Source organism: Pseudomonas sp. St386, from assembly GCF_018325865.1.
Taxonomy (GTDB): domain Bacteria; phylum Pseudomonadota; class Gammaproteobacteria; order Pseudomonadales; family Pseudomonadaceae; genus Aquipseudomonas; species Aquipseudomonas brassicacearum.
This window is the reverse complement of sequence record NZ_AP021900.1, coordinates 2,518,216-2,534,049: the sequence shown is the minus strand read 5'-3', so window position 1 is coordinate 2,534,049 and position 15,834 is coordinate 2,518,216. Positions and strand designations below refer to the sequence as shown.

The following is a 15,834-nucleotide window of genomic DNA, read 5'->3' as shown; positions in this document are numbered from 1 at the left end:
TCGAATTAAGCCAGGAAGCTTTTCATGTTTCGCTTGACTACTTTAGCGCTGCTCGCGGGCAGCACCTGCGCGTGGGCGCAAGACACGACACTGAACTTACCCACCAGCTACATCAACGCCTCGGCCGACCAGCCGAAACCGGCCACCAGCCTGGACCTGGACACCCCCATCGAAAGCGGCTCGCGCCTGAACCTCAGTGCTCGGGAAAATCCCGCCTCTGTGAGCGTGGCCGATCGCAAGACAATGGAACGCATCGGGGCACGCAACTTTCAGGACGCGGCGAACGCCCTGCCTGGGGTGAACGCTTCCGCGCCGCCCGGCTGGGGTGGCTATGTGTCGTACCGTGGTTTCAACGGTGCCCAGATCAGCCAGTTGTTCAACGGCATCAATCTGCAATACGGCGGCGCAGCACGTCCGGTCGCCGCCTGGATTTATGACCGGGTGGAATTGCTCGGCGGCCCCTCCTCGTTCCTCAACGGCAGCGGTGCCGTGGGTGGCAGCCTGAACGTGATCACCAAGCTTGCCAACCGCGACGAAGATACCTTCGAAGGCCGGATGAGCTACGGTCGCTACGACACCTGGGAAACCGCGGTCGGCTTCAATAAAGCGCTCAACAGTGGCGATGGCCCACGCCACTACGCGCGCCTCGACTACAGCCGCACCAACAGCAACGGCTACATCGACCGCCAGGAGAACGGTGCGGGCAACCTGGCCTTCTCGCTGCTCAGCGACATCAACGACCGACTCTCCCATACGCTGGCGATCGAGTACCTGGAGGAGAAGGAAGACAGTCCCTACTGGGGCACGCCGGTGCTGCAACCGCTGACCGGCAAGCTGCAGATCGACAAGCGCAACCGCTTCAACAACTACAACGTCGAGGACGGTCGCTACGAGCAGAGCACCCGCTGGATACGCTCGATCACCGACTACCAGCTGGACGACAACACCCAATTGCGCAATACCTTCTACCACTACGATGGCCAGCGCGATTACCGCAACCTTGAGGTCTACCGCTACAACAGCGACAACAGCGCCATCGCCCGCTCCGGCGGTTACCGCCAGCGGCACGACCAGGAGGTCAACGGTGACCGCATCGAGCTGACTCACCAGGCTCAACTGTTCGGCCTGGCCAGCGATTGGGCGCTGGGCGTGGATTACAACACCAACCAGCAAACCAACTACCCGTTGTCCAAAGGCGCCTTCGACACCATCGATCCAGATGGCTTCGAGCCGGGCCACTTCCTGGACATTCCGGGGATGGATGCACCGCGCAGTAAAGGTCGCAGCACTTGGACTGATACTTCTTCGGCGTTCGTCGAGAACCGCACGCGCCTGACCGAGCAACTGGCACTGATCACTGCGCTGCGCTATGACCATATCGATTTCGAGGTGGTCGATCATGCGGCGCAGGCCAGGCTCGACAAGCGTTGGGATGCAATCACGGGACGCCTGGGCCTGGTGTACGACCTGACGTCGAATGTCAGCCTTTATACCCAATATAGTACGTCGGCCGAGCCGCCGGGAGGGACGCTTACCAGCGCCTCCATTGCCCAGGTGGGCGACTTCGACTTGAGCACCGGTCGCCAATTCGAGGTGGGCAGCAAGTTCGATTTTCTTGACGGTCGCGGCTCGGCCACCGCCGCGGCCTACCGCATCGTGCGCAAGAACATCTCCGTCCCCTCCTCGACGGTGCCCAACACCACCGAACAAGCGGGTCAACAAACCTCCACCGGCATAGAGCTGGCCGCGTCATTCAAGATCACGCCCAAGCTATTGGCGGCCGGTAACTTCAGTTGGGTAAGGGCTGAGTACGACGAGTTCAATGAAACCATCGCCGGTGTTGTGTTCTCGCGCAAAGGCAAGAATCCGGTGAATATTCCCGACCGCGTAGCCAATCTCTGGCTGACCTATGACGTGGCTCCTGACTGGCAGCTCGGGGCTGACGTGCGCTATGTGTCGTCGGTCTACGCCAACACCGCCAATACGACCTGGGTGCCCTCGTACACTGTCTATGGTTTGTCCATGACCCACGATCTGGACAAACACGTACAGGTCAGCGCGCGCCTGCGCAACCTGACCGACGAGGTCTATGCCCGTTTCATCCACCAGAGCAACACCCAGTATTACGTGGGCGAGCCGCGCAGTCTGGAAATCGCTGTGCAGTGGAAGTACTGACGCCCCCGAACGGAATGCAGCACACGGTCTGGCGACCTGACAGGTCTAATCATGATTCGGAGCGCAGTCCTTCCCGCGTTGATCAGCCTGTTTGAATGGCCCGCTGGACGGGACCGCCAGGGACGGCGGCTTTCACTGTTTTTTCTCTGGGCTCAACGCTCATGGGGCTTACCCTCTAATCGGCAATTGAGCGTCCATTGTTCGTACGGACTAAAACTTGAAGCGCCCGACCAATCCTTGAAGTTGGCCAGAAATGGCCGTCATTCGCCCCGATCCGGCATGGGCTGAATGCGCGAACTCCTCTACCATCTGCGCATCGGCGTGGATCTGTGCGATGTGCCGATTGATCTCCTCCGCCACTTGATGCTGCTCCTCTGCCGCCGTGGCGATCTGGGTGTTCTGGTCGCGAATCGAGTCCACTGAAGCGCGGATCTTGTCGAAGCTGTCGCGGGCCCGCTGGATCCGCTGCACGCTAGCCTGGGACGCTTGCAGGCTGCCTTGCATCTGCTGGGTGACTTCCTGGGTGCGGCGAGCGAGGTTACCCAGTAGGCTGTCTATTTCGCCGGTAGAGTCGGAGGTGCGACGAGCCAGGGCGCGAACTTCATCCGCGACCACTGCAAAGCCACGCCCTTGATCACCCGCACGGGCGGCTTCGATGGCGGCGTTGAGCGCCAGCAAGTTGGTCTGCTCGGCAATCGAGCGAATGGTGTCGAGAATCGCATTGATGTTATTGCTGTCTTGCTCGAGCAGCTGCATGGTCTGGGTCGATACCTGCAGCTCCTCACTGAGCTTGAGCACGCTGCCGGTGGCTTCGCTGATTTGCTTCTGGCCATCGTGCACGTCGCGGTAGCCTTCGTCAGCACTCGACGCCGCGGCACTGCAGGAACGTGCGACCTCATTGGCAGTGGCGAGCATTTCATTGAAAGCGGTGCTTACCAATTCCACCGCCTCACGTTGGCGGCCGGCAGCCAGGTTCATGTTATTGGCGACTTCGTTGGTGTCAGCGGCAGCGACTTGCAGATCGGACGACGCATTGCCAATACGCTTCACCAACTGAGCGATCATGCTTAGAAACTGATTGAACCAACCGGCCAGGTTGGCAGTTTCGTCCTTGCCCCGTACTTGGAGTTGACGTGTAAGGTCACCTTCACCTTCGGCAATCTCTTGCAACCCATCAGCCACGCCACGAATCGGGCGCACGATCACGCTGGCAAAACCAGCACCAACGATGGCGAACACCACGGCCAATGCAACAGCGATGGCTGCAATCAACCAGGTCAGGCTCATGGCGTCGGCCATCACTTCATCACGCTTGATCAGGCCAATAAAACGCCATCCCAGGCCATCGGAACTCAGGACGTTGACCATGTATGGCACACCATCGATCTCGACTTGAGTCACCCCATCAGCGCTTTTGGCCAATTCGGCATAGCCGGGTCCTAGCTCACCTAACGGCTTGAAATTGTTTTTGGCATTTGCGGGATCGACCAAGACATTGCCATTGGCCTCGACCAACATCAGGTAACCACTCTTGCCCAACTTGATGGCTTTGACCAATTCAGTCAGTTGCTTGAGCGATACGTCCACGCCAACGACGCCCACCGCGGCACCGCTCGCGTCATTGATCGTGCGGACCGTGCTGACCAGCACCATGTCATCGGGTGCCCAGTAATACGCGCCCGTCCTTACGGTTGAGCCTCGTGCGGCTTCCATGGCAGCCTTGTACCAAGGTCGCACCCGTGGGTCGTAGCTGGCCATTGTCTGGTCATCGGGCCAACCTGCAAAACCTCCGTCATTGAGTCCAAGGGAAATGGAAGCCGTGGTTGGGTGGGTTTCTGCGAAACTGTCGAATACCACCTGGATCTGTCGATCGACCTTCGTCACAGGCGTTTTCGGGGCGTCAGCGGCCGTATAGTTCTTCAATCCCTGAACGTTGGCGATCCGAGGGTCTTTGGCAAGGTATTCGACGTTTTGGCGGATGCTGTCGAAAAACTGCCGCATCCCGCGGTCAATCTGCCTGATTTCGCGGCCACTGCTATCCAGGAAACTGGCTTGCGCTGCGCTACGCAAGTTCAGTACGACAACCATTGCGACCAATATGACTGGCGCGCAGGCGATAGCGGCAAACGCCCACGTGAGTTTCTGTTTGATGTTCATGAGTATTCCTGGGCAGGCAGATGGAACGTGGGCGCCCATGGGTAAAAGCGCCCGCGGCGAGTGCCGTAAACGTTGCTCACACGACGTGGAAACGAGACAACTCGGTCGTCATTTTTCTTTCAGATAATGCCTGCCCTCCTCTCAAGAGGAGGGACGAGAAGGCCGACGCATCGTCAATTCAGAAACGCCCAGGAGCGAAGGGTGCCGGCTCTACCACTGGTGTTTCTCCCATCATTAATTCCGCAAGCAGCCGGCCACTGACCGGACCTAGCGTAAAACCTTGATGAGCATGGCCGAAGTTGAACCAGAGCCCCTTATGCGACGGCGCGGCACCAATGACCGGTTTCATATCAACGGTACAAGGTCGCGCACCGCTCCATGGCGTCCGCTCAACCTGAGATCCCAATGCCAAGAGTTGTCGGGCCGCGCTTTCGGCCTTCCCTAGCTGCACTGGGGTCAGAGGCGCATCGAGACGGGCGAATTCGGCCCCCGTTGATAGACGCACACCACGCTTCATCGGCGCCAACATGTAGCCTTGCTCGGTATCAAGCACGGGGCGACTCAAGTTTGCCCCGTCGGCGAAATGGGCGTGATAACCACGCTTGATAAACAACGGGATGCGGTAACCCATGGGCCTCAGCAACTCTTGGGCCCAAGGACCAAGCGCCACGACGACCTGTGATGCTTCGACCGGCCCGGACTCGGTGGAGACTCGCCAGCCAGCTCCCGCTTGGCGCAATGAACGGGCATCGCCGCGTTCAAACTGTCCGCCCTCACGCAAGAAGAGCTCGGCATAGCGTTGCACCAGCTCTCCCGGATCAACACAGGTCCAAGGTTGAAGCCAGTGAATCCCCCCAACGAGAGCTTCACCCAAAGCGGGTTCTGCGAGCCTGAGCCCGGCGCCGTCCAACGCTTGCGACAATACACCGTGCGCACTCACACGCTGGGCGCTCTCCATCGCCTTTTCATATTTTTCCGGGGTTCGAAAAGCTTGAATCCAACCTTTGCGCACGATCAGGTGTTGGGCCTCGCTTTGCTCGATCAACTCGGAGTGCTCGCTGATTGAATGCTCGACCAAGGTCCGAAAGGCGTCCGCAATAGCTTGGTAATGCCTTGGCGCTGAGTTGGCCCAATACCTGGTCAGCGTAGGCATGTACTCCGGCAGCGCACGCAGATGATAATTGACGCCGATATCGCGCTTGGTCACCACTCTCATCAGGCTCGCCAGGTCCCTTGGGAACCCGTACGGTTCAACGGCCTCGCGCTGGATGATCCCGGCATTACCGTATGACGTCTCGCGCCCGGGCGCCCCCTTGTCTACCAAGGTCACCGCACAGCCCCGGCGTTGCAGATGCAGGGCCGTGCTTATACCAACGATGCCGGCACCCAGTACTACTACTTGTTTGTCGTTCACGCTGCCTCCAACTCAAGCACGCTGCTGCGCGATGACACTGATTTCAACCAACGCATCCACCACGAGGCCGGCACAGACGGTAGCGCGAACAGGCAAATTGGCCGTGAAAAACGAAGCATAAATCCTGTTGAACTCGGCGAAGTTACTCCGCTCGGTCAAGTACACCGTGACGCTCACAACGTCATCCAACGACAGTGACTCAGCTTCCAGTGTTTGAGCAATGCGCATCAAGGTCAGGCGCGTTTGTGCCTCGATACCCTCCGGGAAGCTGCCATCCTCATTGAACGGCAACTCTCCAGACAAAAACACGAGACCTTGGCTGTGGCGGACTTTTGAAAAGGGCAGATTGCTAACCGTCATTGTGGTGATTCTCTCTAAGCGGACTTATGAACGCGCCTATAACAGGCGCCATTTTTAGCCATCGACTCGACCGAGCGTGTCACAGCAGATCGGAAATCGGTCTACAAGCTTTATCGATGGATAAGTATATACAGGACTAAGCATTTAACGTGCCTGTTAGACAAGGACCCCCTTCAGACCCCTGATCCGAAGTGGATCGAGCACTGCTTCTGTCCAAAATACTGTCCGCAGAAAGCCTTACCATGCGCTTCCTTTCGACTCATCAATGAGATACCGGAAACACTCCGATGCAACCTTCAGTTACACCTGAAAAAATATTCATGTGAGCCCCCCCTGGCCTGGAAGGCGTTTACGAGCAGCGATCAACAGAAAAGATAAGGCTTGGCCTGAACATTGCGTTACCTATATATACAGGATCATACAGCACCACTTCCTTGTGGCCCTGCACCTAAGAGGTAATCAATGAAAAAACTGCACCAGATGACTGCCGCGACTACCGAAGGGATGAGCCTCGCAGACCGGATCGCCGAATTGGCGACACTCTTCCACTACAGCCTCCCGCACGAAATCCTTCAAAGCGCTGAACAGCCGAGCCCGCAGCGTCCCCTGCGGCACCATCCAGATCGCAATACCTTCCAGCAAAATTCCCGAGAGGTTAGCCTTGTATGAACGCCAACGACCTGACCCTGCTTGCTCGCGCTGAAGTACGCGAATTGGCCAGTTACAACGCCGGCCTCGCCGCTGATGCAGTGCGCAAACGCTTCGGTCTGACACGCGTCGCTAAATTGGGCAGCAATGAAAACCCAATGGGCACCGCCCCCGCTGTCAACGCCGCGACCACCCAAGCCTGCCATGAGATTGCGCTGTACCCCGACTCTGGCTGCCAGGCACTACGCTCCGCACTCTCGGAAAAACTTGATGTTCCGGAAGATCGCTTCGTGTTCGGCAACGGTTCTGAGGATTTGCTGAGTGTCATCAGCCGAGTGTTTCTGGACCATGATGATGAAGTGGTTACCGTAGTGCCCTCCTTCGGCTTGCATTTTATTTTTCCAGTGGCAGCCGGCGCTCGGGTAATCGGTGTCCCCATGACCGACCAAGGCACTTTTGACGTGGCGGCCATGATTTCCGCCCTTACACCGCATACCCATGTGCTGATGTTTTCCTGCCCCTCCAATCCGGTTGGCTGCACCTTGAGCGCAATCGAATTGAAGCAATTGCTCGATGCATTACCTCCGAAGTGCTTGCTGGTGTTTGACGAAGCCTATTACGAATACGCCCAATGGGAGCCTGAGTACCCAGACTGCCTCGGCTTGATCCAGGCCAGCGGCAAGCCGTTTATCCTGCTTCGAACCTTCTCCAAGGCCTATTCATTGGCAGGTTTACGCATCGGCTATGGCATTGTCAGCGACCCGCTACTGGCCGATTTGATCAATCGCCTGCGCACCCCCTTCAACGTAAACCGAGTGGCCCAAGCCGCTGCGGTCGCCGCGCTGGCCGATGAAAATCATCTGAATGCTGGCCTCTCCCACGTCGCCAGCGAACGCCGACGACTGGAGATCGCACTGCAAGAGCAAGGCATCACAACTGCCCCCTCCATGGCTAACTTCCTTTTTTTCAGCACCCCTTATCCTGCCGAAGTCATCAACCAGGCATTGCTGCGCGAAGGGGTCATCATCAAGCCTTGGCGCGAAGCGGGATATACTCAGTACTTGCGGGTATCTATAGGAAGCTGTGAGGATAACGATCTTTTCCTCCATTCCTTGGCAAGAGTCCTTGCCGCACAAGAGACACGGACCGACTGATGATCAAAAATGCACCACAAGCGCTCTACCGACGCGCGAAGGAATTTGTGCTGGACCAACTTCGAGCGGGCGTTTGGAAACCTGGCGACCTGATCTACTCAGAGAACCAGTTGGTGCAAGAGCTGGGCATCTCGCGCATGACCGTCAATCGAGCCCTGCGCGAGCTGACCGAAGAAGGTCTATTGGTGCGGATTTCAGGTGTTGGAACATTCGTAGCCGAAAGCAAGCCGCAATCGAACCTGTTGCGCATCACCAACATCGCTGACGAGATTCTCGCTCGGGGTCATAGTTACGGCTGTCGCGTCCTGCACCTGGGACGCGAATCCGCATCGATGTCAGTCGCTTCCGCCCTGGGCCTGCCCACGGGCTCTTCGGTTTTTCATCTGGTTTGTGCGCACAGCGAAGAAGACGTGCCAGTGCAGCTTGAGGATCGTTACGTCAATCCCGAGCTGGTGCCAGAGTTCCTGAAACAAAAATTCGGCGAACACCTGCAACCGGCCAAATACCTTTTGCAAGTCATCAAGCCCGACGAAATGGAACATATCGTAGAGGCCTGCCACCCCAGCGCAGAGGAGAGCAAACATCTGCAAATCGATGCAACTGAACCTTGCCTGGCCCTCATACGCCGGACTTGGAGCCAAAACAAAATTGTCACCTTTGTGCGGCTCGTCCACCCCTCCTCCCGCTATCGACTGGGTAGTCGCTTACCCATGAATGCAGCTCACAGAGACGTCTGACTCTTCGACACATCTGCCGTAAAACTTGACCAGCGCCGCTTCCAAAGGGCGTCGGTCGCTTTCTGATTCATACATCACAATAGACCCAGGCCCTACGCCCGTAGTGACCGGAAAAACGAAACTGATCACCCCCCTCCCCTCAGCGTTTCCAGCCCTTCTTCCACCCATGCACATCCGAGCAGATAAATGGCTGCTTGATTGGCTATGCCTGTATGTACAAGTATGTATTTACGCGGTAAAGTCGATCCGTCACCTCGACACGCTTAAACCAAAAAATGGGCTCTGTGTACCACTCCCATAGCGACACACACGAGCTCCGTACCGCATCCGTGCGCTCAAGCGCTCTTTGGTCCTTAGGAATAAAAACAATGAAAAAATCTATTTTGACCCTCTCCGTACTGGCGTTGTGTGTGGCTGGCAGCTTTGCCTCGGCCAAGGAGTACAAGGAGTTGCGGTTCGGCGTTGACCCCTCTTATGCCCCTTTCGAGTCCAAAGCTGCCGACGGTAGCCTGGTGGGCTTTGACATCGACTTAGGCAATGCGATTTGTGCTGAATTGAAAGTGAAGTGCAAATGGGTCGAGAGTGATTTTGACGGCATGATTCCCGGCCTGAAAGCCAACAAATTCGACGGCGTGATCTCCGCCATGACCGTGACATCCTCGCGCGAAAAGGTCATCGACTTCTCCGATGAGCTGTTCTCCGTTCCTACCTCCTTCGTTTTCAAGAAAGGCTCCGGCCTGACCGAAGATATCAAGACGCTCGTCGGCAAGACGGTTGGTTATGAGCAAGGCACCACAGAGGAAGCTTATGCAAAAGCCGTACTGAACAAGGCCGGGGTCAAAACCCAAGCCTATGCCAACCAGGATCAGGTCTATTCGGACTTAGTGACTGGCCGTCTCGATGCCTCGATCCAGAATATGTTGCAAGCCGAAATGGGCTTCTTGAAGTCGCCGCAAGGGGCGAATTTTGAGGTAAGTAAAGCAGTCGAGCATGAACTGTTGCCCGCGAAAACCGCGGTAGGTCTCGCCCAAGGCAACGCCGATCTCAAGGCCCTGATAAACAAAGGCATCAAGGCACTGCATGAGGATGGCAGCTATGTAGCCATCCAGAAAAAACACTTTGGTGATCAGAATATCTACAGCGGTAAATAACACGCTGCGCCCATTTTCGGATGGGCGTTTTTTCTTGATTGACGAAGGGCTGTCCAATGCTAGAAAACCTATTGCAGACTCTAGGCTTCAGCCTAAAGGGTTTCGGCCCGCTGTTGCTGCAAGGCTCCTGGATGACTGTCAAATTATCCGCACTGTGCTTGTTGCTGAGCGTGGGCCTGGGCTTGATCGGTGCCAGCGCGAAACTCTCGAAGTCAGCCTTGCTACGCATCCCTGCGCAAGCCTACACCACGCTTATCCGCGGCGTGCCCGACCTGGTCTTGATGCTGCTGATCTTCTATAGCCTTCAGACGTGGCTGACGAATCTGACCGATGCCTTTGGCTGGGAATATATCGAAATCAATCCGTTCAGCGCAGGGGTCATCACCCTGGGCTTCATCTACGGTGCGTATTTCACCGAAACCTTCCGCGGAGCGATTCTCGCCGTTCCAAAGGGGCAATTAGAAGCAGCCACGGCCTATGGCCTGACCCGCGCCCAACGATTCCGCCTGGTGCTTTTCCCGCAAATGATGCGCTTTGCATTACCGGGCATTGGCAACAACTGGATGGTGATCCTGAAAGCGACCGCACTGGTCTCGATCATTGGTCTGGCTGACCTGGTCAAGGTTGCCCAGGATGCAGGAAAGAGTTCCTATCAACTGTTCTTCTTCCTGGTCCTTGCAGCGTTGATCTATTTGGTTATCACCACCGCATCAAACTATGTCTTGCGCAGGCTGGAAAGTTTTTACGCCGCAGGCACTCGGGAGGCCGTGCGATGATCGAGCTATTGCAAGAATATTGGAAACCCTTCCTGTACCACGATGGTTATCACATCACGGGCTTGGCGATGACATTATGGCTGCTCAGTGCCTCGCTCTTCTTCGGCTTCTTGATGGCGGTCCCGCTGTCGATTGCCAGGGTATCAAGCAACCTTTTCGTGCGCTGGCCCGTGCAGTTCTATACCTATTTGTTCCGTGGCACACCTCTGTATATACAGCTACTGATCTGCTACACCGGCATCTACAGCCTCGCTGCGGTGCGCTCCCAACCGCTTCTTGATGCATTCTTTCGCGATGCGTTGAACTGCACCATTCTGGCCTTTGCCTTGAACACTTGCGCCTACACTACGGAGATCTTCTCCGGGGCGATTCGCAACATGAATCATGGTGAAGTCGAAGCAGCGAAGGCCTTTGGGCTTCGAGGATGGAAGCTTTACACCTATATCATCATGCCGTCTGCATTGCGTCGCTCACTGCCGAACTACAGCAACGAAGTGATACTGATGCTGCATTCCACCACGGTCGCTTTCACCGCCACGGTACCGGACATCCTCAAGGTTGCCAGAGATGCCAATTCAGCAACATTTCTGACCTTCCAATCGTTCGGCATCGCCGCAGCGATTTACCTCGTTATCACTTTCTCTCTGGTCGGTCTGTTCCGTCTGGCTGAGCGCCGTTGGCTGTCATTCCTCGGCCCAGCTCATTAATTCAGGGTGCTTGAATATGTACAAACTGACCGTAGAAAACCTGCATAAAAGTTATGGCGACCACGAAGTCCTCAAGGGTGTTTCACTGAACGCAAAGGCCGGCGACGTCATTAGCCTGATCGGTGCCAGCGGGTCGGGCAAAAGCACCTTTTTGCGCTGTATCAACTTTCTGGAAATCCCTAGCAACGGCGCCATGAGCCTCGACAATCAGCCCATACGCATGATCCATGACCACCACGGCATGCGCGTTGCAAATGCAGATGAACTGCAGCGGCTGCGCACGCGACTGGCGATGGTATTCCAGCATTTCAATCTGTGGAGCCACATGACCGTGCTCGACAACATCACAATGGCCCCTCGCCGAGTGTTGGGGGTCAGCAAGAAGGATGCAGAGGAGCTGGCTCGGCGTTACCTGGACAAGGTTGGTTTACCATCGCGAGTTGCCGATCAATACCCGGCCTTTCTCTCGGGCGGCCAGCAGCAGCGCGTCGCGATAGCCCGGGCGCTGGCCATGGAACCGGAAATCATGCTGTTCGATGAACCCACTTCTGCCCTGGATCCTGAACTCGTGGGAGAAGTGCTGAAAGTCATTCAGGGCCTCGCCGAAGAAGGCAGAACCATGATCATGGTGACGCACGAAATGAGCTTCGCTCGTAAGGTATCGAACCAGGTGTTGTTCTTGCACCAAGGGCTCGTAGAAGAGCAAGGGCCGCCTGAGGAAGTGCTGGGGAACCCTAAGAGCGAGCGTTTGCAGCAATTTCTCAGCGGCAATCTGAAATAACCGAAGTGCCTTAAGCCGACTGGACACTTACCGCGCCTGAAAAATGTTTTCAGGCGCGCGATTGCGGCCGGAATGGTTCGCCGTTCTGTTGACTAGAAGAGCCCCGTGCGAGAGCAATCCCAGCGTCTTGCTATGGCTCAGCTCATGATCCCTGGCTGAAACTGTCACGGCGCGCCCAGTGCGCAAAGCTTGATGGCAAAACCTGCATCAATGCCATTCGAACGAAAAAAACTAATCACGTGAAGATAATCATGCCGACAACAATAGCGGTCAAAAATCTGCTTGATTAGGCTTGTATATACATGATTATATTTACTCGCCCGATGTAGCGAAAACCAACAATAAGCTGCAAGTCATTTCGAGAGGATTACCGGTGAGCAAACCACTCCATTTCCGCAATATCGAAATCCGCGCCCCTCGCGGTAACACGCTGACCGCCAAGAGCTGGCTGACCGAAGCGCCGCTGCGGATGTTGATGAACAACCTCGATCCGGAAGTGGCCGAGAACCCCAAGGAGTTGGTGGTCTACGGTGGCATCGGCCGCGCGGCGCGCAACTGGGAGTGCTACGACAAGATCGTCGAAAGCCTCACCAACCTGAACGACGACGAAACCCTGCTGGTGCAATCCGGCAAGCCGGTGGGCGTGTTCAAGACCCACAGCAACGCCCCTCGCGTACTGATCGCCAACTCCAACCTGGTGCCGCACTGGGCCAGTTGGGAGCACTTCAACGAACTCGACGCCAAGGGCCTGGCCATGTACGGCCAGATGACAGCCGGCAGCTGGATCTACATCGGCAGCCAGGGCATCGTGCAGGGCACGTATGAAACCTTCGTCGAGGCTGGTCGCCAGCATTACGATTCCAACCTCAAGGGCCGTTGGGTGCTGACCGCCGGCCTGGGCGGCATGGGCGGTGCGCAACCGTTGGCCGCGACCTTGGCCGGCGCATGCTCGCTTAACATCGAGTGCCAGCAGGTGAGCATCGATTTCCGCCTGAAAACCCGCTACGTCGACGAGCAGGCCAAAGACCTCGACGACGCCCTGGCGCGCATCGAGAAATACATCGCCGAAGGCAAGGCGATTTCCATTGCACTGTGTGGGAACGCGGCGGAAATCCTGCCGGAAATGGTCCGTCGTGGTGTGCGTCCGGACATGGTCACCGACCAGACCAGCGCCCACGATCCCCTCAACGGCTATCTGCCGGCCGGCTGGACCTGGGACGAATACCGTGCCCGCGCCAAGACCGAGCCCGCCGCCGTGGTGAAGGCCGCCAAGCAATCGATGGCCGTCCACGTCAAAGCCATGCTGGCCTTCCAGAAAATGGGCGTGCCGACCTTCGATTACGGCAACAACATCCGCCAGATGGCCCAGGAAGAGGGCGTCGAAAATGCCTTCGACTTCCCGGGTTTCGTCCCGGCCTACATCCGTCCGCTGTTTTGCCGCGGCATCGGCCCGTTCCGCTGGGCGGCGCTGTCGGGTGACCCGCAGGACATCTACAAGACCGATGCCAAGGTCAAGGAACTGATCCCCGACGACGCCCACCTGCACAACTGGCTGGACATGGCCCGCGAGCGCATCAGTTTCCAGGGCTTGCCGGCACGGATCTGCTGGGTTGGCCTGGGCCAGCGCGCCAAGTTGGGCCTGGCGTTCAACGAGATGGTGCGCAGCGGTGAGCTGTCGGCGCCGATCGTCATCGGCCGTGACCACCTCGACTCCGGTTCCGTGGCCAGCCCGAACCGTGAAACAGAATCCATGCAGGACGGCTCCGACGCCGTTTCCGACTGGCCGCTGCTCAATGCCTTGCTCAACACCGCCAGTGGCGCGACTTGGGTATCGCTGCACCACGGTGGCGGCGTCGGCATGGGCTTCTCCCAGCACTCGGGCATGGTGATCGTCTGCGATGGTACCGATGAAGCGGCCGAGCGGATTGCCCGCGTGCTGCACAACGATCCGGCGACCGGCGTGATGCGCCATGCCGATGCCGGTTACCAGATCGCCATTGATTGCGCGAATGAGCAAGGCTTGAACCTGCCAATGATCACTCTTGTTAAAGGAGCCAAAGCATGAAAACACTTAACGTTATCCCAGGCCAATTGAGCCTTGCCCAACTGCGTGCCGTTTACCAGCACCCAGTAAAAATCACCCTCGACCACAGTGCCTCTGCGCAAATTGAAGCCAGTGTCGCTTGCGTGGAGCAGATCCTCGCCGAGAATCGCACCGCCTACGGTATCAATACCGGTTTCGGCCTGCTGGCCTCGACCCGTATCGCCAGTGAAGATCTGGAAAATCTGCAACGTTCGCTAGTACTGTCCCACGCCGCTGGTGTGGGTGAGCCGATCAGCGATGCGCTGGTGCGGTTGATCATGGTGCTCAAGGTCAATAGCCTCAGCCGTGGTTTCTCCGGCATACGCCGCGTGGTGATCGATGCTCTGATAGCATTGATCAACGCCGAGGTGTATCCGCATATTCCGTTAAAAGGTTCGGTCGGCGCATCTGGTGACTTGGCACCTTTGGCGCACATGTCCCTCGTGCTGCTGGGAGAAGGCAAAGCCCGTCATAAGGGCGAATGGCTGGAAGCCACCGAAGCACTGAAGGTGGCCGGTTTGGCGCCGTTGACGCTGGCTGCCAAAGAGGGTTTGGCGTTGCTCAACGGTACCCAGGTGTCCACTGCTTATGCTCTGCGCGGTTTGTTCGAGGGCGAAGACCTGTTTGCAGGCGCCTTGGCCATCGGTGCGTTGACGGTCGAAGCTGTCTTGGGCTCCCGCTCGCCGTTTGACGCACGTATCCATGCCGCTCGCGGCCAGAAGGCCCAGATTGATACAGCTACTGCTTATCGCGACCTGCTGGGCCAAAGCAGTGAGGTCGCCGATTCGCACAAAGACTGCGGCAAGGTCCAAGATCCCTACTCTCTACGCTGCCAACCTCAAGTCATGGGCGCATGCCTGACCCAGCTCCGTCAGGCCGCGGAAGTATTAGTCGTCGAAGCGAATGCCGTATCCGATAACCCACTGGTCTTTGCCGTTGAAGGTGACGTGATCTCTGGCGGCAACTTCCACGCCGAGCCAGTGGCCATGGCCGCAGACAATATGGCATTGGCCATTGCTGAAATCGGCTCGCTGAGCGAGCGCCGCATTTCGTTGATGATGGACAAACACATGTCACAACTGCCGCCGTTCCTGGTAGCCAATGGCGGCGTGAACTCGGGCTTCATGATTTCTCAGGTGACAGCAGCAGCGCTGGCCAGCGAGAACAAGGCGCTAGCTCACCCCCATTCCGTAGACAGCCTGCCCACATCCGCCAATCAGGAAGATCACGTGTCGATGGCACCCGCCGCCGGCAAACGGTTGTGGGAAATGGCTGAAAACACCCGTGGAATCCTGGCTGTGGAGTGGCTAGCGGCCTGCCAAGGTCTGGACTTGCGTGACGGCTTGAAGACGTCGCCCAAGCTGGAACTGGCCAGGAAGAGTCTGCGAAGCAAAGTGGCCTATTACGAGAAGGATCGCTTCTTCGCGCCGGATATCAATGCGGCCAGTGAATTATTGGCTTCCGGCTGCTTGAACGACTTGGTATTGAACACATTGTTGCCCAGCATCTGATAGATGATATCCGCCATGATCGCGTGAGTTATTCTAGCTGATAGTCCCGTACGCGTTAAATGCCCAGGCAGTTTTTTGCTCCACAGCTATGACGATAGATTCTCGTTTTGGCTGTGGAGCTTTTTATTGCTTCCCAGTAATAGTCTTATGTAAGTGCGCGGGAAAATTAGCTTGACAACA

Annotated in this window: 13 protein-coding genes; 10 read left to right on the top strand and 3 right to left on the bottom strand. The window is 57.1% G+C overall.

Features of this window, described 5'->3' with window-relative positions:
• Positions 1-24 precede the first annotated feature (24 nt).
• On the top strand, positions 25-2,175 hold the full coding sequence (locus KI235_RS11230) for a TonB-dependent receptor (protein WP_025214422.1): 2,151 nt from the start codon (positions 25-27) through the stop codon (positions 2,173-2,175).
• A 210-nt stretch (positions 2,176-2,385) separates the two neighbouring features.
• On the opposite strand, the gene KI235_RS11225 is transcribed toward KI235_RS11230, so the two are convergent.
• The 3 genes from KI235_RS11225 to KI235_RS11215 form a co-directional block, all read right to left on the bottom strand.
• Positions 2,386-4,332 carry a methyl-accepting chemotaxis protein gene (locus tag KI235_RS11225; RefSeq protein WP_025214423.1) on the bottom strand — a complete coding sequence of 649 codons (1,947 nt, stop codon included), beginning with the start codon at positions 4,330-4,332 and terminating at the stop codon, positions 2,386-2,388.
• Positions 4,333-4,510: 178 nt separating this feature from the next.
• Positions 4,511-5,746: an FAD-binding oxidoreductase gene (locus KI235_RS11220; RefSeq protein ID WP_025214424.1), complete on the bottom strand. Its 1,236-nt coding sequence runs from the start codon at positions 5,744-5,746 to the stop codon at positions 4,511-4,513.
• A gap of 12 nt (positions 5,747-5,758) precedes the next feature.
• Positions 5,759-6,106 (bottom strand): RidA family protein, encoded by a 348-nt coding sequence (locus KI235_RS11215; RefSeq protein WP_025214425.1) that lies wholly within the window; start codon positions 6,104-6,106, stop codon positions 5,759-5,761.
• 462 nt (positions 6,107-6,568) lie between these two features.
• On the opposite strand from KI235_RS11215, the gene KI235_RS11210 reads away from it, so the two are divergent.
• The 9 genes from KI235_RS11210 to hutH all read left to right on the top strand — a co-directional run bounded on the left by KI235_RS11210 (position 6,569) and on the right by hutH (position 15,654).
• Positions 6,569-6,775: a hypothetical protein gene (locus KI235_RS11210; RefSeq protein ID WP_025214426.1), complete on the top strand. Its 207-nt coding sequence runs from the start codon at positions 6,569-6,571 to the stop codon at positions 6,773-6,775.
• Entirely contained in the window at positions 6,772-7,908 is a 1,137-nt protein-coding gene (locus tag KI235_RS11205; RefSeq protein ID WP_025214427.1) for an aminotransferase class I/II-fold pyridoxal phosphate-dependent enzyme, read from the top strand. Before KI235_RS11210 ends, KI235_RS11205 begins: the two co-directional genes overlap by 4 nt.
• Entirely contained in the window at positions 7,908-8,645 is a 738-nt protein-coding gene (gene hutC / locus KI235_RS11200; RefSeq protein ID WP_025214428.1) for a histidine utilization repressor, read from the top strand. Before KI235_RS11205 ends, hutC begins: the two co-directional genes overlap by 1 nt.
• 368 nt (positions 8,646-9,013) lie before the next feature.
• Entirely contained in the window at positions 9,014-9,796 is a 783-nt protein-coding gene (locus KI235_RS11195) for a transporter substrate-binding domain-containing protein (protein WP_025214429.1), read from the top strand.
• Positions 9,797-9,852: 56 nt separating this feature from the next.
• Positions 9,853-10,572: an ABC transporter permease gene (locus KI235_RS11190; protein ID WP_025214430.1), complete on the top strand. Its 720-nt coding sequence runs from the start codon at positions 9,853-9,855 to the stop codon at positions 10,570-10,572.
• Positions 10,569-11,279 carry an ABC transporter permease gene (locus KI235_RS11185; protein WP_025214431.1) on the top strand — a complete coding sequence of 237 codons (711 nt, stop codon included), beginning with the start codon at positions 10,569-10,571 and terminating at the stop codon, positions 11,277-11,279. The genes KI235_RS11190 and KI235_RS11185 overlap by 4 nt, the downstream gene beginning before the upstream one ends.
• Positions 11,280-11,295: 16 nt before the next feature.
• Positions 11,296-12,060 carry an ATP-binding cassette domain-containing protein gene (locus tag KI235_RS11180; protein ID WP_025214432.1) on the top strand — a complete coding sequence of 255 codons (765 nt, stop codon included), beginning with the start codon at positions 11,296-11,298 and terminating at the stop codon, positions 12,058-12,060.
• A gap of 373 nt (positions 12,061-12,433) precedes the next feature.
• Positions 12,434-14,125 carry a urocanate hydratase gene (hutU, locus tag KI235_RS11175; protein ID WP_025214433.1) on the top strand — a complete coding sequence of 564 codons (1,692 nt, stop codon included), beginning with the start codon at positions 12,434-12,436 and terminating at the stop codon, positions 14,123-14,125.
• On the top strand, positions 14,122-15,654 hold the full coding sequence (gene hutH / locus KI235_RS11170) for a histidine ammonia-lyase (protein WP_025214434.1): 1,533 nt from the start codon (positions 14,122-14,124) through the stop codon (positions 15,652-15,654). Before hutU ends, hutH begins: the two co-directional genes overlap by 4 nt.
• The last annotated feature ends 180 nt before the right edge of the window (positions 15,655-15,834 follow it).